Genomic DNA, 23,667 nt, shown 5'->3' on the forward strand with positions numbered 1-23,667 from the left:
CGCCCCGGCCCCTGCCGCCCCGGCCCCCGCCGCCGGGAAGCCGCACCCGGACGCCGCCCGGCGCAGTCAGCGCTCCCGGCAGGCGATCTACGACGCGGCCCTCGCGCTCGTCGGGGAGGTCGGCTACCCCAAGACCACCATCGAGGGCATCGCCGCCCGTGCCGGTGTCGGCAAGCAGACGATCTACCGCTGGTGGTCCTCGAAGGCGGACGTCCTGCTGGAGGCGTTCCTCGATCTCGGCGAGCGGCTCGTGGAGAACGCCGGGGAGGAGGCGTACGCCATCCCGGACACCGGTGACGTCGCCGCGGACCTCAAGTTCACCCTGCGCTCCACCGTCGACGAACTGCGCGACCCGCGGTTCGAGGCCCCCTACCGCGCCCTGGCCGCCGAGGGCGTCGTCAACGAGCAGCTGGGCCGGACCTTCGTCGCCCGGCTCCTGGAGCCGTCGCTCCAGCTGCACGCCGACCGGCTGCGCGCGGCCCAGGAGGCGGGCCAGGTCCGGCAGGGCATCGACCTGCGGATCGCGCTGGAACTCTTCGTCTCCCCGCTCGCCCAGCGCTGGCTCCAGCACACGGGGCCGTACACCCACGCCTACACCGACACCCTCGTCGACTACGCGCTGCACGGGCTCGCGCCCCGGTGACCGGCCGGTGACCGAAGAAGTGATGACCGGAAAAGTCTGGTGAAACACGCCTGACCAGGGAAGTTTGTCCCTTCGCGACCCCGAAGCGCGCAATGGTGCGACGATAGGGCATGCTGGTGCGCACGACGGCGAGGCGAGGAGATCGATGAGCGCGGAGTTCGGCGGTCGGAGCGGTCTGCAGGGCAAAATCTCCTCGTGGCTGCGCGGACGCCGGCCCAAGGAGGCCGCCGGAGACGGTGGCCGGGAGGATCTGCTGCTCGCCGCCGCCGGTGCGGGACTGCCCCTGGCGCCCGCCGCGCACCCCGCCGGATACCGTTGCTCCTGCGATCGCGTGGGCTGTCCCACCCCCGCCCGGCACCCGGTGTCCTTCGCCTGGCAGACCCAGTCCACGACCGACCGTTCGCAGATCGAGCGCTGGGCCCGGCATCAGCCCGAGGCCAACTTCATCACCGCGACCGGCATGGTCAACGACGTCCTGGACGTCCCCCTGGAGGCCGGCCGCGAGGCGCTCGGGCGGCTGCTCGACGCCGGTGTCGAGGTCGGCCCGGTCGCCGAGAGCGACGACGGACGCATGCTGCTGTTCACCCTCACCCGCGGCACCCCCGAGGACGAGGACGAGTGGTGGCCCTGCGAGCTGGACTGCCACCCCGAGACCATGGACGAGCATCCCGGCCTGCGCTGGCACTGCCGCGGCTCCTACGTCCTCGTACCGCCCGCCCGGCTCCCCGGCGAGAACCGGGCGGTGAGCTGGGTGCGCGGCCCCGAGCACCCGCTGCCCGACCCGCTGACCCTGCTGGAGACCCTCACCGACGCCTGCGCCCGGCACGCCGGCGAGGAGAGCGACCACGCGGCCGACGCCTGGCCCCTGCGCCGCTGAGAACACTGAGCCGTTGAGAACCTGAGCCGTCGAGAACTCTGCGCCGCTGAGAACCCTGCGCCGCCGAGAACCTGAGAACTCCGGGCGCCCGGCGGCCGGTTACTCGCCCTTCGCCGACGTCAGCCCCTGCACCCGGCCCAGGACGGAGACCTGTCCGTCACCCGCGCCGTCCGCCGGGTCGAGCGCGACCTCGTTGGAGACGAACTCCATCGTCAGCGACTGCTTGATCTCGCCGTCCGTCAGCGCCAGCACGTCCTTGTTCGGCGTCGGCACGGACGCGCCCCGCGCGGCGGTCTGCTTCTCGAAGTGCCGCGAGGTGAAGAAGACCAGCGCGCCGCCGTCCTTCGTGCGCAGCGCCAGCGGCGCGTAGTCGCCGTTGGTCAGCGGTTCGTCGATGAACTGCGTGACCAGGCCGGGCCGCGTCCCCCGCTTCTCGCGCGACGCGCGCCACGTGCTGGTGTGGACACCGTCCGCGAAGGACTTCCCGCCGTCCTTCAGGTACGCCGCGTAGTCCTTGCTGAGGTCGCCCGGCGCCACGCTCACGTCGGTGGCGTCGGCGGGGACCGCCTCGGCCCAGCCGTCCGCGTCGGTCACGAACTCCGGTACCTTGCCCGGCGCGACCAGCGTCAGGTACGCCGCCTCCCAGGTCCCGTCCAGGCCGTCGCGGGTGAAGGCCAGCAACCAGCGTGCGCCGCCACCCTTGTTGGCCTTGGCGTCGGCGACGAACCAGCGGGGCCAGCCGGCCTTCTTCGGGATCGTGTACTTCGCGTCGGACAGTTCGAGCGGCGCGTGGTCCGGGTTGCCGTCCGGGTGGTTGGTCGCGCCCGCCTTCAGCCGTGCCGAGTCGATGGCGGCCAGCGCTCCGGTGGTGTGGTCGGCGTCCAGGGAGGTGTCGTACGCCTTGTCCGCGGCGTTGTACGCCTCGGTGAACTGCTCCAGCGCCTTCGCGGCCTCGGCGCGGGTGGCCGACGGCAGCACCTCGCGCTCGCCGTGCACCACCACGCATCCGCTCGCCGTCAGCGACAAAGCGGTCACCGAGGCCGCCGCGAGTATCTTCCGGTCAAGTCTGCGGGGCCTTCGAGGGCCGCGATCCCTGCTCATCAGGTTCCTTCACCTTCCCCTTCCCGGAGGCGAACCCTACCGGGGGGACACGGCCGGTGAGCGCCGGGACCGGGGAGAGCGGCCACACCGTGACCTCCGCCGTTCAGGGTTCGCGGCGCGGCAGGACCAGCAGGGCGCCCGTGCGCGGATGCGGCAGGACCTCCACCGGCTGGTCGTAGACCTCGGACAGCAGCTCCTCGGCGAAGACCTCCGCCGGAGGGCCGTCGGCCGCGACCCGGCCCGCGCGCAGGACCGCCACCCGGTCCGCGTACGCCGCCGCCAGCGCCAGGTCGTGCAGGACGACGACCACCGCGTCCCCGGCCCGCGCCCGCTCCCGGCACAGCCGCAGCACGAGTTCCTGGTGGCGCAGGTCCAGTGCCGCGGTCGGCTCGTCGAGCAGCAGCAGGGGAGCGCGCTGGGCGAGGACCCGGGCGAGAGCCACCCGGGCCCGCTCACCGCCGCTGAGCGCGGAGAACGGGCGTCCGGCGAAACCGGTCACCGCCGTGCGGCTCATCGCGTCGGCCACCACCGCGTCGTCCTCGTCCGCCTCGTCGCCGCCCGCCCAGGGCGCCCGGCCCATCCGGACCACCTCCTCGACCGGGAACGGGAAGGACAGCGACGCCGACTGCGGCAGGACCGCCCGGCGCAGGGCCAGTTCGGGCGCCGACCACGCGGACACCGGGCGCCCGTGGACGCGTACGACCCCCTCGGCGGCCGGGACGTCGGCGGCGAGCGCGCCCAACAGGGTCGACTTCCCCGCCCCGTTGGGACCGACAAGGGCGAGCACCTCACCCGCGCGGACCCGGACGTCCACCCCGTCGAGGACCGGCCGCCCGCCGAGGAACACCCGCAGGGCTTCGGCCTCGGCGAGGACCTCGCCGGGGGAGGCCGGGGGCGGCGGCGCGGGCCGGGCCGGTACGAGCGACGCGGCCAGCCGGGCCGGTACGAGGCGGAGTCGCACGTTTCTCATGCCCAGCCTCCCTGCCTGCGCCGGGTGCGGCGCAGCAGCCAGAAGAAGAACGGGCTGCCCAGCAGCGCCGTCAGCACCCCGAGCGGCAGCTCGGCCGGTTCCGCGACCGTGCGGGCGGCCAGGTCGGCCGCGAGCAGGACCAGCGCGCCGAGCAGCGCGCTGCCCGGGATCAGGAACCGGTGCCCGGGACCCGCCGCCATCCGCAGCAGATGCGGCACGACCAGCCCGACGAAGCCGATCACGCCGGCCACGCTCACGGCCGCCGCGGTGAGCAGCGCGATCACCAGCACCAGGACGATCCGCAGCCGCTCCACGTCCACGCCCAGGTGCCGGGCGGGGCGTTCGCCGAGCGCGAGCAGGTCGAGCCGGCGGGCGTACAGCGGGGCCAGTCCGAGGCCGAGCGCCGCGCACGGCAGCACCGCCAGCACCTTCGGCCAGGTCGCCTGCGCGAGCGAGCCCAGCTGCCAGAAGGTGATCTGGTTGACCGCAGCCGTGTCCGCGAAGAACAGGAACAGCCCGATCAGCGCCCCCGCGAAGGCGTTCACCGCGATGCCCGTGAGGATCAGCGTCACGACCTCCGTACGGCCGCCCGAGCGGGACATCGCGTACACCACCAGGACCGTGACCAGGCCGGAGACGAACGCGAAGACGGACACCGTCCAGTTGCCGAGGACGTGCACGCCGAACGCGAGGGCGGCGACCGCGCCGACCGCCGCGCCCGAGGAGACGCCGATGACACCCGGCTCGGCGAGCGGGTTGCCGAACACGCCCTGCATCAGCGCGCCCGCACAGCCCAGCGAGGCGCCGACGAGCAGGGCGAGGACGATCCTGGGGAACCGCACGTTCCACAGCACCGACTCGGCCACCCGGTCCAGTTCGCCGCCGCCGAGCCCGGCCCGGTGCAGCAGCGAGCCGAGCACGTCGCCGACCGGGATCGGATAGGCGCCGGTGCCGGCCGCGACCGGGACGAGGACGAGGAGACCGGCGGCCAGGGCGGCGGTCAGCAGCCAGGCGGTGGTGCGCCGGGCGCGGGGCGGGGCCGGGTCGGTGGGCGCCCGGTGCGGGCGGGCCGGCTTGTCCAGGACGGTCACTTCGGGCCGTCCTCGCCGCTGCCGCCGTACAACTGGGCCACGACCGACTTCAGCACCTGGTCGGTGCGCGGGCCGTAGTTGAGGAGTACGCCGTCCTCGACGGAGACCACGCGGCGGTCCATCCCGGCCGGGGTCTGGGCGACACCGGGGATCTTCACCAGCCCGTCCAGGCCGCCGACCGATTCGAGGCCCTTGCTCATCACGAGGATCGCGTCCGGCGCCGCCTTGACGAGCGCCTCGCTGGTGATGGCCGTGAAGTCCTTGTCGAGCCCGGAGGCGGCCCCGGCGTCCACCGCCCCGGCCGCCTCGATCAGCGAACCGGCGCCGGAGTCCTCGCCGCCGATGAGGTAGACGGAGGCCGAGCCGCGCAGGTACAGGAAGGCGACCCGCGGCCTGTCGCCGTGCGGAACCTCCTTGCGGGCGGCCCCGATCCGCTGCTCCGAACGCCGGGTCAGTTCCTTCCCGGCCGCCGGTACGCCGAGGGCGTCGGCGACGGCTTGGATGCGCGGGCCCACGTCGTCGAGTCCCTTGGCCGCCTCCACGAACAGCACCGGGACCCCGGCGGCGCGGATCTGGTCCACCGCCTCCTCGGGGCCGCTGGTGGTCTCGGCGAGCACCAGGTCGGGGCGGAGCGACAGCACGCTCTCCGCGGAGACGTCGTGGCCCCGGGTGACCACGGGCAGCTTCGCCGCCTGCTCGAAGGTGGCGGTGACGTCCCGGGCGACGACCCGGTCGCCGAGCCCGAGGGTGAAGACGATCTCGCTGAGGCTGCCGGAGAGGGGTACGACTCGGTCGGCCCCCTCGACCGTCACCCGCTCTCCGTCGGCGGAGCGGACGGTCACCGGAAGGTCCGGCTCGGGTGCCCCCGCGAGCGGCTCGACCCGGTTCGCGACGGAATCCCCGGCCGTCGCGGCCCGCGTGCCGCTCTCCGCCCCGGGCGCGGCCTCGGAGGAGCCTCCGCATCCGGTCGCGGCCAGGGAGAGGGCGAGTACGGACAGCAGTACTCCCGCCAGTCGGTTCCGCATGCGTCGCACGGTGGTGTCCCGTCCTTTCCGTCGACTGCAGGTATCAGTCGGCTAGAGCTTAGGTTAGCCTTACCTTCGCCCGCTACCGGCCCCCGATCCGGAGGACTTCGCATGCCCGCCCGCCTTCGCACCCTGGTCGCCGTGGTGTGCGCGGCCGTCCTCGGGGCCCTGCTCCCCGCGACCGCCGCCCACGCCGAGGGCCGGACCGTGCAGGGCGGACGGCTCGACTGGGGCATCAAGTCCTCGTTCCAGAGCTACGTCACCGGCCCCATCGCCAAGGGGAGTTACTCCCTGACCGGGGGAGCGGCCACCGTCGGCGGCAGCACCTTCCGGTTCCACTCGGCGGCCGGCACCTACGACGCCGGCACCGGTGCCTTCCGCGCCGCCTTCTCGGGCGGCGTGCACTTCACCGGCCACCGCACCGACTCCGGCACCGACCAGCTCGACCTCACCCTCAGCCGTCCCACCGTGAGCGTCTCCGGCTCCACCGGCACGCTCTACCTGGACGTCGTCAGCAAGGCGAAGGACACCGGGGCGGTCACGACGTCCCGTCAGGTGCCCTTCGCCGCCCTCTCCCTCGGCGGCATCGACATGAAGGGCGGCGGCGACACCGTGGCCCTGAACAACCTGCCCGCCACCCTCACCGCCGAGGGCGCCCGCTCCTTCGCCGGGTACTACACCGCCGGCACCGCGCTCGACCCGGTCAGCCTGTCCGCGGACGTCCAGCGGGCGGCGCCGCAGCCGTCCGGCACGTCCGGCGCGTCCACCACGGCCCCCGGGGACGACAAGTCGCCGAAGGCCGGAGCGACTTCGGACGGCGCCATCAAGAAGGGCGCCGTCGACTGGGGCGTACGCCGCACCTTCCGCGAGTACGTCACCGGCGACATCGCCGACGGCAAGTGGGACCTGTCCGCCGGGGCGCAGGACGGCGGCGCCCTCTTCCGCTTCCCCGGCGGCGAGGGCACGTACGCGGACGGCGGCCTCACCGCGTCCTTCGACGGCGCGGTGCGCTTCACCGGCGCCCACGGCCTCGACCTCGGCCTGAGCGGCGTACGGGCCGCGGTGAAGGACGGCAGGGGGACGCTGTACGCCGACGTGAGGAGCCCGGACGCCGAGGAGAAGAAGGTGCCCCTGGTCACCTTCGCCGCCGAGGACCTGAAACCGGCCGACGGCCTGGTGAAGGTCACCGAGGCGCCCGCGAAACTCACCGAGCGCGGCGCGAAGGCCTTCGGCGGCATGTACCCGGCGGGCACCGAGATGGATCCGGTCTCCCTGGCCGTCGCCCTCACCGCCGACGCCGAACTGCCCGCCCTGCCCGACCTCGGCAGCACGCCCGCGCCCAGCGCGAGCCCGCAGCCCGAGGAGTCCGCGTCCGACACGTCCGCCGCCCCCGTGGCGAGCGCCGCCGACGACGACTTCCCTGCCCTTCCCGTCTCCCTCGCGGCCGGTGCCCTCCTGCTCGCGGCCGCGGCCCTCGTGGCCGTCGCCCTGCGCAGGCGCCGCGCCCGGCCCGCCGGAACCGCACCGGACGCGGACCAGGGCTGACAACCGCCCCGCGCCAACTCCCTCCCCACTCGAAGGAGAACCGAGCATGCCCGTCAGAGGACGCCGCTCCACCGCACTCGCCGCCGCCGTGGCCACGGCCGCCGCGCTCGGCGCCACCGCCCTCGCCACGCTGGGCGGCGCCGCCCCCGCCGCGGCGGCCGAAACCCCCCTCCAGGACTACGAACTCACCTGGGGCATCAAGCAGTCGTACCGCACCTACGTCGGCATGTTCGGCAGCTTCACCGCCTCCGAGGGCGCCACGCAGGCCGCCGGGAACGGCGCCTTCACCTTCACCGACGGCACCGGAACCTACGACGACACGGCCCACACCGTCGACCTCGGCTTCCAGGGCAAGGTGGTGGCCGCGTCCGCCGCGCACGGCTTCGAGGTCACCCTCACCGACGTGCGCTTCGACAGCGGCGCCGGCGAGATCACCGCCGACGTCACGACGGTCGACACCCTGGGGGGAACGCCCACCAAGAAGGGCGACGACGTCCCGCTCGCCACGGTCGAGGTGACCCGCGAGATGACGGACATGGCCACCACCCTCACCGAGGAGGCGGGCGAGTACCTGGGCAGCGCGGGCTACGCGGGCGCGGCCGGAGACCCCCTCACGGTGGTCGACACCGCACCCCCGGCCACCGACCCCTCGGACGACCCCACCGACCCGTCCACCGACCCCACCGACCCCGACGGCCAGGAGCCGGCCGACCCGGGAGGCGACGAGGAGACCGGCGGAGGGGCCGGAGGAGGGACCGGTGGTGGGACCGGCGGCGGGACCGGCGGAGGCACCACGCCCGGCACCGACCCCGGCACCGCGAATCCGAACGCCTCGGCGGGCACGGGCACTTCCCCCTCGGCCCCCGCCGAAGCGGCGCCCGCCCAGGGCGAGATCGCCGACGGCACCCTCGGCTGGGGCGTGAAGGAGTCCTTCCGCTCCTACGTCGTCGGCCCCATAGCCAAGGGCGCGGTCACCGTCTCCGGCGGTGCCACGCAGGCGGCCGGCAACGGGGCGTTCACCTTCAAGGACGCCACCGGCACCTACGACACGGACGCCGGCAAGCTCACCGCCGCCTTCCAGGGCGCCGTCAACTTCAAGGGCCACGAGTCGGGCGGCACATACGGCCTCGACCTGACGCTGACCAACCTCAAGGCCACCCTCGACGGCGGCGCCGGCAAGCTGAGCGCCGACGTGACCAGCCTCGGCACCCAGACCAAGGGCGTGGTCCTGGCCGACCTCAAGGCCGCGTCCGGCGAACTGGAGGCCGTCGAGAACGTCGTCACGGTCGACGACATCGCCGCTACCCTCACCGAGGCCGGCGCCAAGGCCTTCGGCGACTTCTACACGGCCGGCACCGCGCTGGACACCGTCGACCTGTCGGTGGCGCTGAGCGACGACGCCCAACTCCCCGGCGGCAGCACCGGCGGCAACGGCACCGGCGGCTCCTCCGGCGGCGCCGCGGGCGGCACGGGCACCACCGGCGGCACGGGCGGCACCGCCTCGACCATCGGCGGCACGGGCAGCACCACGGGCGGCTCGATCGGCGGCGGCAGCCTCGCCTCCACCGGCACGGACCTCCCGGCCCCGGCGCTGGGGGCGGCCGCCGGCGTCGCGGTGGCAGCGGGTGCGGGCGCGGTCTGGGCGGCCCGCAAGCGGCGGACGCAGGGACAGCCCGCCGAGTAGCCGGGCAACCGGGCGGCGGGCCGGTGGGGGGGGGGATACCCTCAACCCGCCGCCCTTTAGCGGTGCTTGAATGCCCCCGTGACTGACTACGACGTACTGCGCGTCTTCTGCGCGCCGAACGGCGGATACGGCAACGAACTGGGCGTCGTCCGGGACGGGTCCGTGCTGCCCGAGCCCGCGCGGCGCCAGGAGCTCGCCGCGAAACTGGGCTTCAGCGAGACCGTGTTCGTCGACGACCCCGAGCGCGGTGTCGTCGACATCTACACACCCACCCTGCGCCTGCCCTTCGCCGGGCACCCCTGCGTGGGCACGGCCTGGCTCCTCGACGTGCCCGAACTGGTCACCCCGGCCGGGGTGGTGGGCACCCGCCTCGACGGGGAGTTCACCTGGATCGAGGCCCGCGCGGAGTGGGCGCCTGCGCGCACCCTGCGCCAGTACGCCACCGCCGCCGAGGTCGACGACCTGCCGGTGCCGCCCAAGGGGGAGTGGGTGTACGCGTGGGCCTGGCTGGACGAGTCGGCGGGCCGGGTGCGCGCCCGTGCCTTCCCCGGGCGGGACGACGGCATCGACGAGGACGAGGCGACCGGCGCGGCGGCACTCCTGCTGACCGAGCGCCTGGGCCGCGCGCTCAACATCACGCAGGGCGTCGGGTCGCAGATCCTGACGGCCCCGCAGCCCGGGGGCTGGGTGGAGATCGGCGGGCGGGTACGCCTGGAGCGGTGACGGCGCCGCCCGTCACCGCCCTCCGCGGACCGCCGCTCAGGCCGCCGACAGCGGGAACTCCTCGCCCAGGCCCTGGAAGACCGCCGTGTTGAGCGCGAAGGCGCGCTTGCACTCGGCGACGATCCGCTGCTTCTCCAGGTCGTCGGCGCGGACGCCGTCCAGCAGTTCGCGGTACTCGCGCTTGAAGGCGGCCGGGTTGGCGATCCCCTCGAAGACGTAGAAGCGGACTCCGTCCCCCTTGCGCTCGAACCCCCAGGTCTTCTCGGCCTTCCCGCGGATGATCTGCCCGCCCGACAGGTCGCCGAGGTAGCGCGTGTAGTGGTGCGCGACGTATCCCGCCGGCCACTCCTCGGCGCACTCGCGCACCCGGGCGGCGTACGCCTCCGTCGCGGGGAGCGGGGTCAGTGCCGCGCGCCAGCCGGGGCCGCGCAGGTGCGCCAGGTCCCGCTCCAGGGAGGGGAGGCGCAGCAGCTCGGGCCGGACGAAGGGGCCCGCGACCGGGTCCGACGCCAGGCGTCCCGTGGCGGCTTCCAGGGCTTCGTAGACGAACCACAGCTGTTCGGTGTAGCGCGCGTACGCGTCGACGCCGAGCCGGCCGCCGAGCAGGTCGCTCATGAACGTGGAGGTCTCCGCCTCCACGTGCTGCTCGTGCGACGCCGTGCGGATGAGGGTCGAGAAGGAGTCCATGGGCCCGATTTTCTATGGTTAGGCTTACCTAAGTCAAGAGTCTTTCCGACGTCCTGTCGGTAAAAGCGTACCCACCCGGGCACGAAAAAGCCCGCCCTCCGAGGAGAGCGGGCCCACGGCTCGTACGGGCCGGTCTCAGGGCAGCGTCAGGATCTCCGCGCCCGAGTCCGTCACCACCAGCGTGTGCTCGAACTGGGCCGTCCGCCTGCGGTCCTTCGTCACGACCGTCCAGCCGTCGTCCCACATGTCGTACTCGTGCGTCCCGAGCGTCAGCATCGGCTCGATGGTGAAGGTCATCCCGGGCTGGATGACGGTCGTCGCGTGCGGGCTGTCGTAGTGCGGGATGATCAGCCCCGAGTGGAACGCCGCGTTGACGCCGTGCCCGGTGAAGTCCCGCACCACCCCGTACCCGAACCGCTTCGCGTACGACTCGATGACCCGGCCGATGATGTTGACCTGCCGGCCCGGCCTGACCGCCTTGATCGCGCGGGCCAGCGACTCCCGGGTGCGCTCGACCAGCAGCCGGCTCTCCTCGTCCACCTCGCCGACCAGGTAGGTCGCGTTGTTGTCGCCGTGCACGCCGCCGATGTACGCCGTCACGTCGAGGTTCACGATGTCGCCGTCGCGCAGCACCGTGGAGTCGGGGATGCCGTGGCAGATGACCTCGTTGACCGAACTGCACAGGGACTTGGGGAAACCGCGGTAGCCGAGCGTCGACGGGTAGGCGCCGTGGTCGCACATGTACGCGTGCGCCACCCGGTCGAGCTCGTCCGTCGTCACGCCGGGCGCGATGTGCTTCGCGGCCTCCTCCATCGCCCGCGCCGCGATCCGCCCCGCCACGCGCATCGCCTCGATCGTCTCGGGCGTCTGCACCTCGGGGCCGGTGTACGGCGCGGGTGCGGGCTTCCCGACGTACTCGGGCCGGCGGATGTTCCCGGGCACGGGACGGGCGGGGGACAGCTTCCCCGGTTCAAGCAGTGACTGGCCAGACATGGCAACGAGTCTAACCAGCACGCGTGGGGGAACATGTGGGTGGCGAGAGGAGCAGCTTATGGCCCTGTTCAAGAAGCGCACGGTCGGGAAGCCGGGCGAGTGGTACTACTGCCTGGAACACCAGAAGGTCGAGGAGGGCCCGGACTGCCCGGGCAAGGACCGCTTCGGACCGTACGCCTCCCGCACGGAGGCCGAGCACGCGATGCAGACGGCCCGCGAGCGCAACCTCCAGTGGGAGAACGACCCCAAGTGGCACGACGCCTCCGCCGCGGGGCGCGCCGACGAGGACTGAGACCGGCCCCCTTCCGGCCCCGCCGCCGTCATCGGCCACGGCCCCGCCGCCGTCACCAGCTCGACGGCGGCGGGGCCGTCAGGTGGTCGGCCAGGCGGGAGAGGCGGTCGCGGAAGCGGCGGCGGCCCCGGGGCGGCGGTACCGCGTTCTCCCCGGCCGCCGCGCTGACCAGGTGCTGCACCGTGTCCAGGTCCAGCTCGGCGCCGTCCGGCACGGTCAGCGTCTCGTGCGCCATGGCGGCCAGCTCCCGCTCGCCCGCGTCGCGGGCCGTGCCCAGCGCCAGCACCGTCGCACCGGCCCGGCGGGCGTCGTGCACCCGCTCGAGGAGCCGGGCGCCGGGGTCGTCCGGCGTCACCACGAGCAGCGTCTCCCCGCGCCGGGCCGCCGCAAGCCGCCCGAGCCCGACCGCCAGGTGCGCAGGGTCCGAGAGGCGCGCGTCGTGCCGTACCAGCGTGGGCGCCAGCTCCGGCGTGCCCGACCAGGCGGCCTCGTCCACCAGGTGCGCCGCCAGGTGCCAGGGCTCGTACCCGGCGGTGCCCACGAGCAGCAGCCCGCCCCCGTGCGGCACCACCGACCCCCGCAGCGCCCCCGCGAACGTCCGGGTGGCGCCCAGCCACTCGGTCCCGGCGAGCACTTCCCGCAGCAGCGCGACCCGTACGGCGTCCATGCCGCCGCATCCTGCCGCAACCGGTCCCGCGCGGTCCGGCGTTCGCCCCGGATTCCCCCGACCCGGGGACGCCCCGGCGCGGGCGCGACCCGTGCCGCTGCGGCGGCCGGAGCGGACGTAGGGTCGGCCCATGACCTCTACCGACAGTGCTGCACAGAAGGCCCCCGCCAAGGACCCCTGGGACCTGCCCGACGTCTCCGGCCTGGTCGTCGGCGTCCTCGGCGGCACCGGCCCGCAGGGCAAGGGCCTCGCGTACCGCCTCGCCAGGGCCGGCCAGCGGGTGATCGTCGGCTCGCGCGCCGCCGAGCGCGCCGAGGCGGCCGCGGCGGAACTCGGGCACGGCGTCGAGGGCGCCGACAACGCCGAGACCGCCCGCCGCAGCGACGTCGTGATCGTCGCCGTGCCGTGGGACGGCCACGGCGAGACCCTCCAGTCGCTGCGCGGGGAACTGGCGGGCAAGCTCGTCGTCGACTGCGTCAACCCGCTCGGCTTCGACAAGAAGGGCGCCTACGCGCTCAAGCCCGAGGAGGGCAGCGCCGCCGAGCAGGCCGCCGCGCTGCTCCCGGACAGCCGGGTCACCGCCGCCTTCCACCACCTCTCCGCGGTTCTCCTCCAGGACCCGGAGATCGCCGAGATCGACACCGACGTCATGGTGCTCGGCGAGGCCCGCGCCGACGTCGAGACCGTGCAGGCGCTGGCCGGACGCATCCCCGGCATGCGCGGCATCTTCGCCGGGCGGCTGCGCAACGCCCACCAGGTCGAGTCCCTGGTCGCCAACATCATCTCCGTCAACCGCCGCTACAAGGCACACGCCGGGCTCCGCGTCACGGACGTATGAGGCGATGGGGGACACTGGTGGGTGCCAGCAGTGTCCCCCGACAGGAGCCCGCCCCATGCCGAGCCTCGCCCGCTACGCCCTGGTCGTCTGCGTCCTCGCCGTCGCCGCCGCCGTCGTCTCCTTCGTGCAGGGCAGTGTGCTGATCGGCGTCGTGTGGGTGCTGCTGTCGGGGCTGTCGTCCAACATGTGCTGGTACTACGTCAAGCGCGGCCGGGACGCGCGGCGCGCCGCGTCGGCGTCCGCCACCGGCTGACGGCGTCCGTCACCAGGCTTCCGGCACCAGGCGTCCGTCGCCGGCTTCCGGCACCAGGCGTCCGTCGCCAGGACTCCGTCACCAGGCGTCCGGCACCGCCTGACGGGAGCCGTCAGCCGCCGACGGTGCACAGCTCGTCGGTCTGCCAGAACCGGTACAGCTCGAAGCCGCAGTACGTGTCGACGTCGCCGATCCCCAGTGCGCGCAGGAGCGCGTCGACCACGTCGAAGAACACGCCGTTGAGCGCCGGGATCCACAGCAGCGCGAAGACGATCAGCAGGCCGAACGGCGCGAGCGGCTCCACCTGCCGCCGCACCCCGTGCGACAGCCACGGCTCGACCACGCCGTAGCCGTCGAGGCCCGGCACCGGCAGGAAGTTCAGGATCGCCGCCGTGACCTGGAGCAGTGCCAGGAAGGCCAGCGCGAGCCGGAAGTCGCGGGGTACGCCGTCCAGCGCGTCCAGCCAGAACGGCGCCGTGCACACGACGGCGAACAGCACGTTCGTCAGCGGGCCCGCCGCCGAGATCAGGCTGTGCCGCCACCGCCCCCTGATCCGTCCGCGCTCGATGAACACGGCGCCGCCGGGCAGCCCGATCCCGCCCATGATCACGAAGAGCACGGGGAGCACGATGCTCAGCAGGGCGTGCGTGTACTTGACCGGGTTCAGCGTGAGGTAGCCCTTGGCGCCGACCGAGATGTCGCCGCTGTGCAGCGCGGTGCGGGCGTGCGCGTACTCGTGCAGGCACAGCGACACGACCCACGCGGCCGTCACGAACAGGAACACCGCGAGCCCCGGCTGCTCGGCGAAGCCGGTCCAGGTGGCCCAGCCCGTGACCGCGGCGACGGCCACGATGCCGAGGAAGACGGGGCTGATCCGCCGGTCACTGGGGCGGGCGGTGGCGGTGGACATGGAACTCCCTGGCTCTCGGAGGCGCGCGGCACCCGGCGGGGCGCGCGACGCGGGACTGCCCGACCGTACCCGGCGCACGGGGAGAACGTCTCCCGGGTGGCGGACGGTTCCGGGGAACGGACGGGGCGGGACGGGGCCGGAAGGCGAAGGGCGGCCCGGGTGGCGCGCCGCGCCGTCAAAACCCCGTGACCGGCCCCGACGGCAGCGGGGACAATGGGTCCGTGCGCTACCGCATCCTCGGCACCACCCAGGTACTCCGTCCCGACGGCACGGCCGTCCCGCTCGGCGGGGCGCGGCTGCGCGCGCTGCTGACCGTGCTCGCCCTCCGTGCGGGCCGCGCCGTCCCGGTCGGACTGCTGGTGGAGGAGGTCTGGGACGGCGACCCGCCCGCGGACGCGCCGGGCGCCCTGCAGGCGCTGGTCGGGCGGCTGCGCCGGGCGGTGGGAGCGCAGGCGGTGGCCTCGTCCGACGGCGGCTACCGGCTCGCCGCGGCCCCGGACGACGTCGACCTGCACCGCTTCGACCGGCTCGCCGGTGAGGGCACCCGCGCCCTCGCCGACGGCGACCCCGCCAAGGCCGCCGACGTGCTCGACGACGCCCTCGCCCTGTGGCGCGCGCCCGCCCTCGCCGACCTGCCCGACCGCGCCGCCGAGGCGGCCCGCTGGGAGACCCGGCACCTGGACGCCCTGCGCGCCCGCCACACCGCCGCCCTGGACCTCGGTGAGGCCGAGCACTCGCTGCCCGAGCTGACCGCGCTGTGCGACGGCCGCCCGCTGGACGAGTCCCTCCAGGCGCTGCGGCTGCGCGCCCTGCGCGACACCGGCCGCACCGCCGAGGCACTGGCCGCCTACGAGGACGTACGCCGCCTGCTCGCCGACCGGCTCGGTGCCGACCCGGGCCCCGAACTGCGCTCCCTGCACGCCGAGCTGCTGGTGCCGGTGGAACTCCCGGCGCCGGGGACGCCCGACCCCGGTGCCCCTTCGGGTGCTGCGGCGTCCGGTGCGTACCCGGGCTCCGCGGGCGGGCCCGACGGCGCCCGCACCCGCCCCGACGGGACACCCGGGCCCGCGACGCCCTCCGGTGCACGCCCGCCCTCCGGCGCCCCGCACCGGACGGGGGCGCCCCCGTCCGGGTCCGGGCACCCGGGGCAGGAGACGCCCCGGACGCCTGCCCGGCCGGCGGAGGGGGCGCAGCCCGGGGCCGCCGGTCCGGCCGGGCTGCTCCACGCCTCCGCGCCCGGGGACACGCTCCCCGCGCTCCCGGACACGCCCCCCGCGCCCGCGGACGCCCCCCGCCCCCGGGGCAACCTCCGGGCCCGGCTGACCTCCTTCGTCGGCAGGGGCGCCGACCTCGAGGCCCTGCGGGCCGACCTGGCGACGTCCCGTCTCGTCACCCTCCTCGGGCCCGGCGGCGCCGGCAAGACCCGGCTGTCGCAGGAGGTCGCCGAGGGCGCCGGGGACGTGGCGCGGGACGGGGTCTGGCTGGCCGAGCTGGCCCCCGTCGACGACCCCGCCGACGTACCGGAGGCCCTCCTGACCGCCCTCGGCGCCCGCGAGACCGTGCTCTACGGTGCCAAGGCCGAGGAGCTGCGGGCCGTCACCGCGGGCGTCGAGCGGCAGGCCGGCGCGCTGGAGCGACTGGTCGAGCACTGCGGACGGCGCCGCATGCTGATCGTCCTCGACAACTGCGAGCACGTCGTCGACGCCGCCGCCCGCCTCACCGAGGAACTCCTCGCCCGCTGCCCCCACCTCACCGTCCTCGCCACCAGCCGCGAACCGCTCGGCGTACCGGGGGAGTCGCTGCGCCCCGTGGAACCGCTGCCCGAGCCCGCCGCGCTGCGGCTGCTCGCGGACCGGGGCGCCGCCGCCCTCCCCGGCTTCCGCGTCGACGCGGACGAGGAGACCGCCGCCGCCTGCGCCGAGATCTGCCGCCGCCTGGACGGCCTGCCGCTGGCCATCGAACTGGCCGCCGCCCGGCTCCGCCTGCTCACCCCGCGCCAGATCGCCGACCGGCTCGACGACCGCTTCCGCCTGCTCACCTCCGGCAGCCGCACCGTCCTGCCCCGCCAGCAGACGCTGCGCGCGGTCGTCGACTGGTCTCGACGAGACCGGCGGCCGGCCCGCCGCCGAGCGCGCGCACCTGACGTACTACCGCGAACTGGCCCGCACCACGGACCCGTTGCTGCGCGGACCCGGGCAACGCGCCGCCATCGAGCGGCTGGAGCGCGAGTACGAGAACCTGCGCACCGCCCTGCGCCATGCCATAGCGGAACGCGACGAACAGGAGGCGCTGAGCCTGTCCCTGTCGCTCGTCTGGTACTGGCAGATGCGCGACCTGCGGGTGGAGGCCCGGAACTGGTTCAGCGAGGTGATGGCCCTCGGCCCGGACCCGTTCGCCGAGCCGGCCCGCCCCGCCCGGCCGGTGTGGGAGCGGTGCACGGCCGCCCCGCCGCCGATGACCGGCGAAGTGCTCGCCGAGGCCCGGCGCGGCGTCCACCTCGCCCACCTCGCCTGCATGGACACCGAGTTGGACGCCTGGCAGAACCCGGCGTCCAGGCGGAAACTGCGCGTGATCGCCGACACGTACGAACCCGGCATGCCCCAGACCTGCACCCCGCCCGGCCTGCTCTGGTTCTTCGCCGTGATGCTCTCCGGCGACATGGAGCGGCTGCGCGTCATCATGGACGCCTCCGTGCGCACCTGCCGCGAGACGCCCGGGTTCGACTGGGAGCTGGCCGGCAGCCTCCAGATGCGGGCCAACTTCCTCGCCAACCGCACCGAGTGGGCCGGGGACGCCACCGGCGACGCCGACGAGGCGCTGGAGATCTACCGCCGCCTCGGCGACGCCTGGGGCACCGCCGAGGCCCTCTCGTCCCGCGCCGAGGCCCGCGAGCGCAAGGGCGAGTTCCGGCTCGCCGCCGACGACTACCGGGCCGCCGCACGGCACGCCGAACGGCTCGGCGCGCACGCCCAGGTGGACGTCCTGGAGGCCCGTCTCGGCAGCGTGCTCCTGGAGGCGGGGGACGCCGAGGAGGGCGAGCGCCTCCTGACCGGCGTGATCGACCGGACCGACGGGAGCGCCCACAACGGCGCGATGCCGGCCGCCCGGCTCTTCCTCGCCGGCTGGCTCGGCATGACCGGCCGGACCGCCGAAGCGGGCGAGCAACTGCGCTTGCTGCGCGAGGACTTCGCCATCTCCCACTTCATCGTCTTCGACGCGTTCATCCTGGCGGCCGAGGCGTGGGTCGCCACGCTGGAGGACCGGCACGAGGAGTGCCTGACCCGGATCCGCAGGGCGCTGGAGCGGGCCGACGACCCGCTGTCCGCGGCCATCGCCCCGCACATGCGCTCCGGATACCTGACCATCGCCGCGATGGCGCTCGCCCGCGTGGACGGCGGGCGCCGGGCCGCGGACGCCGCCCGCTGCATCGGCGCCGCCGACGCGGTGCTGCCGCCGGAGCACGTCTCGATGGGCCTGGAGCGCGACGCGCGCGCCCGTGCCGCCGGACGGGCCCGCGACGCCCTCGGCCCCGAGGCGTACGACACCGCGTACGCCGAGGGCGCCCGGCTCTCCCCCCAGGAGGCCGTCGCCCTCGTCTGACGCCGCGCCCGGCCGGGTCAGGTCTTCGTACGGAACTTGTGGATGGCGATCGGTGCCATCACCGCGGTGATCGCCACCGACCAGCCCAGCGTGATCCACAGGTCGTGCGCGACCGGGCCGCCCACCATCAGTCCGCGCGCCGCGTCGGCGAGCGTGGACAGCGGGTTGTAGTCGGTGAAGGACTGCAGCCAGCCCGGCATCGACTGGGTCGGCGCGAAGATCGACGACCCGAACTGCAGCGGGAACAGCACCATGAAGCCCATCGCCTGCACGGACTGGGCGTTCTTCAGGACGACGCCGAGAGTGAGGAACACCCACATGATCGACGAGGCGAACACCGCGGACAGGCCCACGGCCGCGAACAGCCCCATCCAGTGGTCGATGTCGAAGCCGACCAGGACGGCGACGACCATCAGCACCGCCGTGGCGAACAGCATCCGCGCCATCTCGACGGCGATCTTGGCGAAGAGCACCGAGCCGCGCCCGATCGGCAGCGACCGGAAGCGGTCCATGACACCGGAGTTGAAATCCTGGCTGAAGCCGGTGCCGACGCCCTGGGACAGCGTCATGCTCATCATCGCGATCATGCCGGGGATCACGTACTGCACATAGCCGTCCTGCCCGCCGCCCAGGGCCTGGCCGATCGACCCGCCGAAGACGTACACGAACAGCAGGGTGAAGACGATCGGCATCAGCAGCGCGTCGAACATCGACTCCGGGTCCTGCCGGATCCACAGCAGGTTGCGCCGGACCAGGGCGCCGGTGTGCCGCACGTGCGCGCGCAGCGAGATCCGCGCGTCGGGAGTGAGGGCGGGAGCGGGTGCGGTGGTGGCGGCGCTCATACGGCGACCTCCTCGCGGGTGTCGGCGGGGGCGGGCGCGGGGTCCTGCGGGGCACTGGCGCGGTGGCCGGTGAGGGACAGGAAGACCTCGTCCAGGCTGGGCAGTTCGGTGGTGACGGAGGAGACGGTGATGCCGCGCGCGGTGACCGCGCCGACCACGGCCGTCAGCTGCTCGTCGCTGAGGATCGGCACCAGGACGGCACCGCGCTCGGCGTCCACCGTGGTGTTGGCGAGCCCGGTGATGCCCAGCTCGTCCAGGTAGGCGGCGAGCGGGCGCAGCTGCAGCGGGTCGGCCGGGCGGACCCGCAGGGTGCGTCCGCCGACCTTGGCCTTCAGCTCCTCGATGCCGCCGTTCGCGATGACCTTGCCGCGGTCCACGACGGTCAGCTCGGAGGCGAGCTGCTCGGCCTCCTCCATGTACTGGGTGGTGAGCAGCACGGTGACGCCGTCGCCGACCATGCGCTTGACCTCGGTCCACACCTCGTTCCGGGTGCGCGGGTCCAGGCCGGTGGTGGGCTCGTCCAGGTACAGCACGGCGGGCTGCCCGATCATGGACGCGGCCAGGTCGAGCCGGCGCCGCATGCCGCCGGAGTAGGTGGCGGCGGGGCGCTTGCCGGCCTCGGTGAGGGAGAACCGCTCCAGCAGCTCGCCGGCGCGGGTGCGCGCGTCCCGGCGGGACAGGTCGAGCAGCCGGCCGATCATGTAGAGGTTCTCCCAGCCGGGGAGCTTCTCGTCCACCGAGGCGTACTGCCCGGTCAGTCCTATGACCCGGCGCAGCTGCCGCGGCTGCCGTACGACGTCGTAGCCGGCGACGTACGCCTGGCCGGAGTCGGGGGTGACGAGGGTGGACAGGATGCGCACGAGGGTGGTCTTGCCGGCGCCGTTCGGCCCGAGCACGCCCATCACGGTGCCCTCGCGCACATCCAGGTCGACGCCGTCCAGCGCCTTGGTCTCGCCGTAGTGCTTGACCAGCCCCCGCACGGTGACCGCGCTGTTCGCGGCCCGGGGGATGTCGTCGATTCGCTTCATGCCCCAGACGATGGCAGGGGCCGCCGACAAACGACCGACATCCCGCCGACAGCGGCGACCGGCGGCACCGACATCCCGCCGGCGGGAGTACCCGACCGGCCAAGTACGCGCGCCCCGGCCCCGGATAACCACCGGCCCCGCCGACGGGGGAAGATCGGCGGGGCCGGTGTTGTACCGGGATGGTCTCCTGGAATGTCCTCCTGGACGACGGGCCCCGGACGACGGGCCCCGGACGACGGGCCCCGGACGACGGGCCCCGGACGACGTCCCCTAGTGGACCGCGTGCTCGTCCTGCGGGAACGTTCCGCCGACGACGTCCTCGGCGTACGCCTTCACCGCGTCGCCCATGACCTTGCGCAGGTCGGCGTACTGCTTGACGAACTTCGGCACCCGGCCGCCAGTCAGCCCGAGCATGTCGGTCCACACCAGGACCTGCGCGTCGGTCCCGGACCCCGCACCGATGCCGACGGTCGGGATGTGCAGCGTCCCCGTCACCTCGGCGGCCAGCTCGGCCGGCACCAGCTCCAGGACGACCGCGAAGGCGCCCGCGTCCTGCACCGCCTTGGCGTCGCGCAGCAGCTGCTGGGCCGCCTCCTCGCCCCGGCCCTGCACCCGGTACCCCATGGAGTTGACGGACTGCGGCGTCAGGCCGATGTGCGCCATCACCGGGATGCCGGACTCCACAAGCAGCTCGATCTGCCGGTGCGAGCGCTCGCCGCCCTCCAGCTTGACCGCGCCGACCCCGGCCTCCTTGACCAGCCGGGTCGCCGAGCGCAGCGCCTGCACCGGGCCCTCCTGGTAGGAACCGAAGGGCAGGTCGCCCACGATCAGGGCGCGGCTGGTGCCCCGGACGACGGCGGCCGAGAGCATGGTCATCTCGTCCAGCGTGACGGGCACGGTGGTCTCGTAGCCGAGGTGGCAGTTGCCCGCCGAGTCGCCGACGAGCATGACCGGGATGCCGGCCTCGTCGAAGACGGACGCGGTCGTCGCGTCGTAGGCGGTCAGCATGGGCCACTTCTCGCCGCGCTCCTTGGCGGCGGTGATGTCCCGTACGGTGATGCGGCGGTTGGACTTGCCCCCGTACAGCGCCCTGCTCCCGTCCCCGGGGGTGCGCTGCGGCGTCTGGGCAGCCGAAAGCTGCGTCATGGCAACGGCTCCTTCATGTCATCTCGAGGCACCCTCACGGCGTCCCCGGATCCGTTCCATGGTGGCACTCCGGACGTCCTGTCGGCTAGGGGGTGCTCGGGGAGGGCGGTCATCCCGGTCGAAATATGCTTGTTCCGTTACGGAATCGACCGCCCTGGCGGCGGCCGGAACTCCGCGGGGCGCCTCGCACGTCCTCTGCCCGTACGGCCGTCGGAAGGCGGCAGGATCGGCGCCGATCATCCCCTAAGGTGCTGAGTCACAGGGGGCGACGGTGTGCACAGCAGGTAGTGAGGCAACGGTATGGCGCAGCAGGCGTACATGACGGATACGGACAACGGTGACTCGGATCCCGAGCGCCGGGAGTCCCGGATTCGGCGCCTGTTCGGCCGGGCGGTCAGCGGCTGGCGCGGCGACCGGCGGATCTGGCGCCGGGGCCTGGTCACCGCGGCGGTCGCCCTGCTCCTGGCGGCGATCATGGCCGCTCACGCGCACATCCCGAACGCCATAGGGAATCTGGGCAGCCTCACGGAGACCTTCCTGCCGTGGTTCGGCGTGCTGCTCCCGGTCCTGCTGGTGATCGCCCTGGCCCGCAAGTCGGCGACGGCGCTGATCGCGCTGGTGGTGCCGGTGGCCGTGTGGCTGAACCTCTTCGGGGGCCTGTTCTCCGACAAGACCGGTGGCGGCGGCGATCTCACCGTGGCCACGCACAACGTCAACGCCGACAACGCCGACCCGGCGGGCACCGCCCGCGCGGTGGCCGCCGCCGGCGCGGACGTGCTGGCCCTGGAGGAGCTGAAGGCGTCCGCCGTGCCGACGTACGAGAAGGCCCTGGAGGCGAAGTACCCACACCGCGCGGTCGTCGGCACCGTGGGGCTGTGGAGCAAGTACCCGGTCAGCGACGTGAAGGCCGTCGACATCGAGATGGGCTGGAAGCGGGCGATGCGGGCCACCGTCGCCACCCCGTCCGGACCGGTCGCCGTGTACGTCGCTCACCTGCCCTCCGTACGGGTGAAGCTGGAGGCGGGCTTCACCGCCCGGCAGCGCGACAAGAGCGCCGCCGCGCTCGGGGCGGCCATCGAGCACGAGAAGCTGCCCCGCAAGATCCTCCTCGGCGACCTCAACGGCACCATGAACGACCGCGCGCTCACCGCGATCACCTCGCAGATGCGCTCCCCGCAGGGTGCCGTGGGCGGCGGGTTCGGCTTCAGCTGGCCGGCGGCCTTCCCGATGGCCCGCATCGACCAGATCCTGGTCAGCGGCGTCGAACCGACGACCAGCTGGACCCTCCCGGCGACCGGAAGCGATCACCTGCCGATCGCGGCCCGTGTGAAGGTCGACACAACGGACTCCTAGAGTTCTTCCGAGGAATACCTGCCCCGAGCGTTTTTGTTCCGTACGGGAACATACAGTCGTCCCTCCCGTCCCCTCCCGTACGCACTCCGCTCTCGAAAGGCTCGCTCCTCATGCCCCTGGCCCTGCTCGCCCTTGCCGTGGGCGCCTTCGGCATCGGTACCACCGAGTTCGTGATGATGGGCCTGCTGCCCGACGTCGCGGACGACCTGGGCATCTCCATCCCCACCGCCGGCCACCTCGTCTCCGCCTACGCGCTCGGCGTCGTCGTCGGCGCCCCGCTGCTCGCGGCGGCGACGACCCGGATGTCCCGCCGCGCCGTCCTGATCACGCTGATGGCGCTCTTCGTGGCCGGCAACGCCCTGTCGGCCGTCGCCCCCGGCGAGCTCTCGCTGCTGGCCGCCCGCTTCGTCAGCGGCCTGCCGCACGGCGCCTTCTTCGGCGTCGGCGCGGTCGTCGCCACCGGTCTGGTCGCGCCGGAGCGCAAGGCCCGCTCCGTCTCCCTGATGTTCCTCGGCCTCACGGTCGCCAACATCGTGGGCGTCCCCGCGGCCACCGCCGTGGGCCAGCAGCTCGGCTGGCGGGCCACCTTCCTCGGCGTGAGCGTGATCGGCGTGGCGGCGATAGCGGCGCTGGCCGCCCTGATCCCGCGCGACAGCGCCCCCGCGCCCGCCACCGGCCTGCGCGGCGAACTGGCCGCCCTGCGCTCCCTGCCCGTCTGGCTGGCGCTCGGCACGACGGTCGCCGGGTTCGGCGCCCTCTTCGCCGCGTACAGCTACATCACGCCGATGCTCACGGACGCCGCCGGCTTCGCCGAGACCAGCGTGACGCTGCTGCTCGCGCTGTTCGGCGTCGGCGCCACCGCGGGCAACCTGCTGGGCGGGCGCCTGGCCGACTACTCCCTGCGCGGCACCCTCTTCGGCGGGCTCGCGTCCCTGGTCGTGGTCCTGGCGCTCTTCCCGCTCCTGATGCGCACGCCGGTCACGGCGGCCGTGTCCGTGGCGCTGCTCGGCATGGCGGCCTTCGCCACGGGCTCCCCGCTCCAGCTGATGGTGATGGAGAAGGCCGCCGCCGCCCCCTCCCTCGCCTCCTCGGCCAACCAGGCCGCCTTCAACCTCGCCAACGCCGGCGGCGCCTGGATCGGCGGCCTCGCCCTCGCGGCGGGCCTCGGCACCACCTCCCCGGCGACGGCGGGCGCGGCACTGGCGGTCCTCGGCGTGGCGGTCGCGGCCACGGCCTACGCGATCGACCGCCGCAACGGCAACGCCACCCCGGCGTCCGCCCCCGAACGGCTGGTCGCGGGCCACGTCCCGGAACCCACGAAGCCGGCGGCACACCGGTGAGGGGAGTGTCCGCCCTGGTCTTTCAAAATCGGCTGAAATTGACCGAGATCATTGACTGA

The 23,667-nt window shown here is 74.0% G+C and carries 21 protein-coding genes and 2 pseudogenes; 11 read left to right on the forward strand and 12 right to left on the reverse strand.

All coding sequences use genetic code 11. The annotated features are described in order from the left end of the window. Together IG94_RS0102915 and IG94_RS0102920 are read left to right on the forward strand one after the other, a co-directional pair. Positions 1–643: TetR/AcrR family transcriptional regulator (locus IG94_RS0102915; protein ID WP_031030488.1), on the forward strand; the 643-nt coding region annotated here is incomplete at its 5' end. 145 nt (positions 644–788) lie between these two features. After that, positions 789–1,520, forward strand: a complete 732-nt coding sequence (locus tag IG94_RS0102920) for a bifunctional DNA primase/polymerase (protein ID WP_031030491.1) — start codon at positions 789–791, stop codon at positions 1,518–1,520. 99 nt (positions 1,521–1,619) lie between these two features. Here IG94_RS0102920 and IG94_RS0102925 read toward each other — a convergent pair whose 3' ends face one another. The 5 genes and pseudogenes from IG94_RS0102925 to IG94_RS0102940 form a co-directional block, all read right to left on the reverse strand. Next, positions 1,620–2,621, reverse strand: a complete 1,002-nt coding sequence (locus IG94_RS0102925) for an SCO2278 family lipoprotein (protein ID WP_031030493.1) — start codon at positions 2,619–2,621, stop codon at positions 1,620–1,622. Next, positions 2,581–2,718, reverse strand: a pseudogene (locus IG94_RS43285) (iron transporter); the annotation flags it as partial. The pseudogene IG94_RS43285 and the gene IG94_RS0102925, both read right to left, overlap by 41 nt. Before the next feature lie 6 nt (positions 2,719–2,724). Next, positions 2,725–3,591: a heme ABC transporter ATP-binding protein gene (locus IG94_RS0102930; RefSeq protein ID WP_031030496.1), complete on the reverse strand. Its 867-nt coding sequence runs from the start codon at positions 3,589–3,591 to the stop codon at positions 2,725–2,727. Further along, positions 3,588–4,682, reverse strand: coding sequence for a FecCD family ABC transporter permease (locus IG94_RS0102935; protein ID WP_031030498.1), 1,095 nt, complete (start codon positions 4,680–4,682; stop codon positions 3,588–3,590). The genes IG94_RS0102930 and IG94_RS0102935 overlap by 4 nt, the downstream gene beginning before the upstream one ends. Then, complete coding sequence (locus tag IG94_RS0102940; protein ID WP_043482839.1) at positions 4,679–5,707, reverse strand: heme/hemin ABC transporter substrate-binding protein; 1,029 nt, start codon at positions 5,705–5,707, stop codon at positions 4,679–4,681. Before IG94_RS0102940 ends, IG94_RS0102935 begins: the two co-directional genes overlap by 4 nt. Positions 5,708–5,818: 111 nt before the next feature. Here IG94_RS0102940 and IG94_RS0102945 point away from each other — a divergent pair, with 111 nt between their 5' ends. From IG94_RS0102945 to IG94_RS0102955, 3 genes are all read left to right on the forward strand, one after another. Further along, positions 5,819–7,252, forward strand: a complete 1,434-nt coding sequence (locus IG94_RS0102945) for an HtaA domain-containing protein (protein WP_031030503.1) — start codon at positions 5,819–5,821, stop codon at positions 7,250–7,252. 46 nt (positions 7,253–7,298) lie between these two features. Further along, entirely contained in the window at positions 7,299–8,936 is a 1,638-nt protein-coding gene (locus tag IG94_RS0102950) for an HtaA domain-containing protein (protein ID WP_031030505.1), read from the forward strand. Between the two features lie 78 nt (positions 8,937–9,014). Next, on the forward strand, positions 9,015–9,659 hold the full coding sequence (locus IG94_RS0102955; RefSeq protein ID WP_031030508.1) for a PhzF family phenazine biosynthesis protein: 645 nt from the start codon (positions 9,015–9,017) through the stop codon (positions 9,657–9,659). Between the two features lie 36 nt (positions 9,660–9,695). Here IG94_RS0102955 and IG94_RS0102960 read toward each other — a convergent pair whose 3' ends face one another. Further along, positions 9,696–10,346: a biliverdin-producing heme oxygenase gene (locus IG94_RS0102960; RefSeq protein WP_031030510.1), complete on the reverse strand. Its 651-nt coding sequence runs from the start codon at positions 10,344–10,346 to the stop codon at positions 9,696–9,698. Between the two features lie 135 nt (positions 10,347–10,481). Then, positions 10,482–11,339 carry a type I methionyl aminopeptidase gene (gene map / locus IG94_RS0102965; RefSeq protein WP_031030512.1) on the reverse strand — a complete coding sequence of 286 codons (858 nt, stop codon included), beginning with the start codon at positions 11,337–11,339 and terminating at the stop codon, positions 10,482–10,484. Positions 11,340–11,397: 58 nt separating this feature from the next. Between map and IG94_RS0102970 the strand changes: the two genes are divergently transcribed. Next, positions 11,398–11,631: a hypothetical protein gene (locus IG94_RS0102970; protein WP_031030515.1), complete on the forward strand. Its 234-nt coding sequence runs from the start codon at positions 11,398–11,400 to the stop codon at positions 11,629–11,631. A 52-nt stretch (positions 11,632–11,683) separates the two neighbouring features. Here the strand turns inward: IG94_RS0102970 and IG94_RS0102975 are convergent, their stop codons facing one another. Further along, complete coding sequence (locus tag IG94_RS0102975) at positions 11,684–12,298, reverse strand: hypothetical protein (protein WP_031030518.1); 615 nt, start codon at positions 12,296–12,298, stop codon at positions 11,684–11,686. Between the two features lie 130 nt (positions 12,299–12,428). Between IG94_RS0102975 and npdG the strand changes: the two genes are divergently transcribed. Next, the gene (gene npdG, locus IG94_RS0102980) at positions 12,429–13,136 is read left to right on the forward strand and encodes an NADPH-dependent F420 reductase (RefSeq protein ID WP_031030521.1); all 708 of its coding nucleotides are present in this window, start codon (positions 12,429–12,431) and stop codon (positions 13,134–13,136) included. 55 nt (positions 13,137–13,191) lie between these two features. Next, positions 13,192–13,389: a hypothetical protein gene (locus IG94_RS0102985; protein ID WP_031030523.1), complete on the forward strand. Its 198-nt coding sequence runs from the start codon at positions 13,192–13,194 to the stop codon at positions 13,387–13,389. A gap of 112 nt (positions 13,390–13,501) precedes the next feature. On the opposite strand, the gene IG94_RS0102990 is transcribed toward IG94_RS0102985, so the two are convergent. Continuing rightward, positions 13,502–14,299, reverse strand: a complete 798-nt coding sequence (locus tag IG94_RS0102990) for a site-2 protease family protein (RefSeq protein WP_031030526.1) — start codon at positions 14,297–14,299, stop codon at positions 13,502–13,504. A 221-nt stretch (positions 14,300–14,520) separates the two neighbouring features. Here IG94_RS0102990 and IG94_RS38410 point away from each other — a divergent pair. Then, positions 14,521–17,899, forward strand: a pseudogene (locus tag IG94_RS38410) (AfsR/SARP family transcriptional regulator). Positions 17,900–17,916: 17 nt separating this feature from the next. On the opposite strand, the gene IG94_RS0103000 reads toward IG94_RS38410, so the two are convergent. The 3 genes from IG94_RS0103000 to panB all read right to left on the reverse strand — a co-directional run bounded on the left by IG94_RS0103000 (position 17,917) and on the right by panB (position 20,915). Next, the gene (locus tag IG94_RS0103000; protein ID WP_031030529.1) at positions 17,917–18,741 is read right to left on the reverse strand and encodes an ABC transporter permease; all 825 of its coding nucleotides are present in this window, start codon (positions 18,739–18,741) and stop codon (positions 17,917–17,919) included. After that, positions 18,738–19,769, reverse strand: a complete 1,032-nt coding sequence (locus tag IG94_RS0103005) for an ATP-binding cassette domain-containing protein (RefSeq protein WP_031030531.1) — start codon at positions 19,767–19,769, stop codon at positions 18,738–18,740. The genes IG94_RS0103000 and IG94_RS0103005 overlap by 4 nt, the downstream gene beginning before the upstream one ends. Before the next feature lie 270 nt (positions 19,770–20,039). Continuing rightward, the gene (gene panB, locus IG94_RS0103010) at positions 20,040–20,915 is read right to left on the reverse strand and encodes a 3-methyl-2-oxobutanoate hydroxymethyltransferase (RefSeq protein WP_031030534.1); all 876 of its coding nucleotides are present in this window, start codon (positions 20,913–20,915) and stop codon (positions 20,040–20,042) included. A gap of 300 nt (positions 20,916–21,215) precedes the next feature. On the opposite strand from panB, the gene IG94_RS0103015 reads away from it, so the two are divergent. Together IG94_RS0103015 and IG94_RS0103020 are read left to right on the forward strand one after the other, a co-directional pair. Then, a complete protein-coding gene (locus IG94_RS0103015) occupies positions 21,216–22,268 on the forward strand; it encodes an endonuclease/exonuclease/phosphatase family protein (RefSeq protein ID WP_031030538.1) in 1,053 nt (350 codons plus the stop codon). Positions 22,269–22,378: 110 nt separating this feature from the next. Further along, positions 22,379–23,608: an MFS transporter gene (locus IG94_RS0103020; protein WP_031030542.1), complete on the forward strand. Its 1,230-nt coding sequence runs from the start codon at positions 22,379–22,381 to the stop codon at positions 23,606–23,608. Positions 23,609–23,667 lie beyond the last annotated feature (59 nt).

Origin of the sequence: Streptomyces olivaceus, assembly GCF_000721235.1 — a bacterium.
Taxonomy (GTDB): Bacteria; Actinomycetota; Actinomycetes; order Streptomycetales; family Streptomycetaceae; genus Streptomyces; species Streptomyces olivaceus.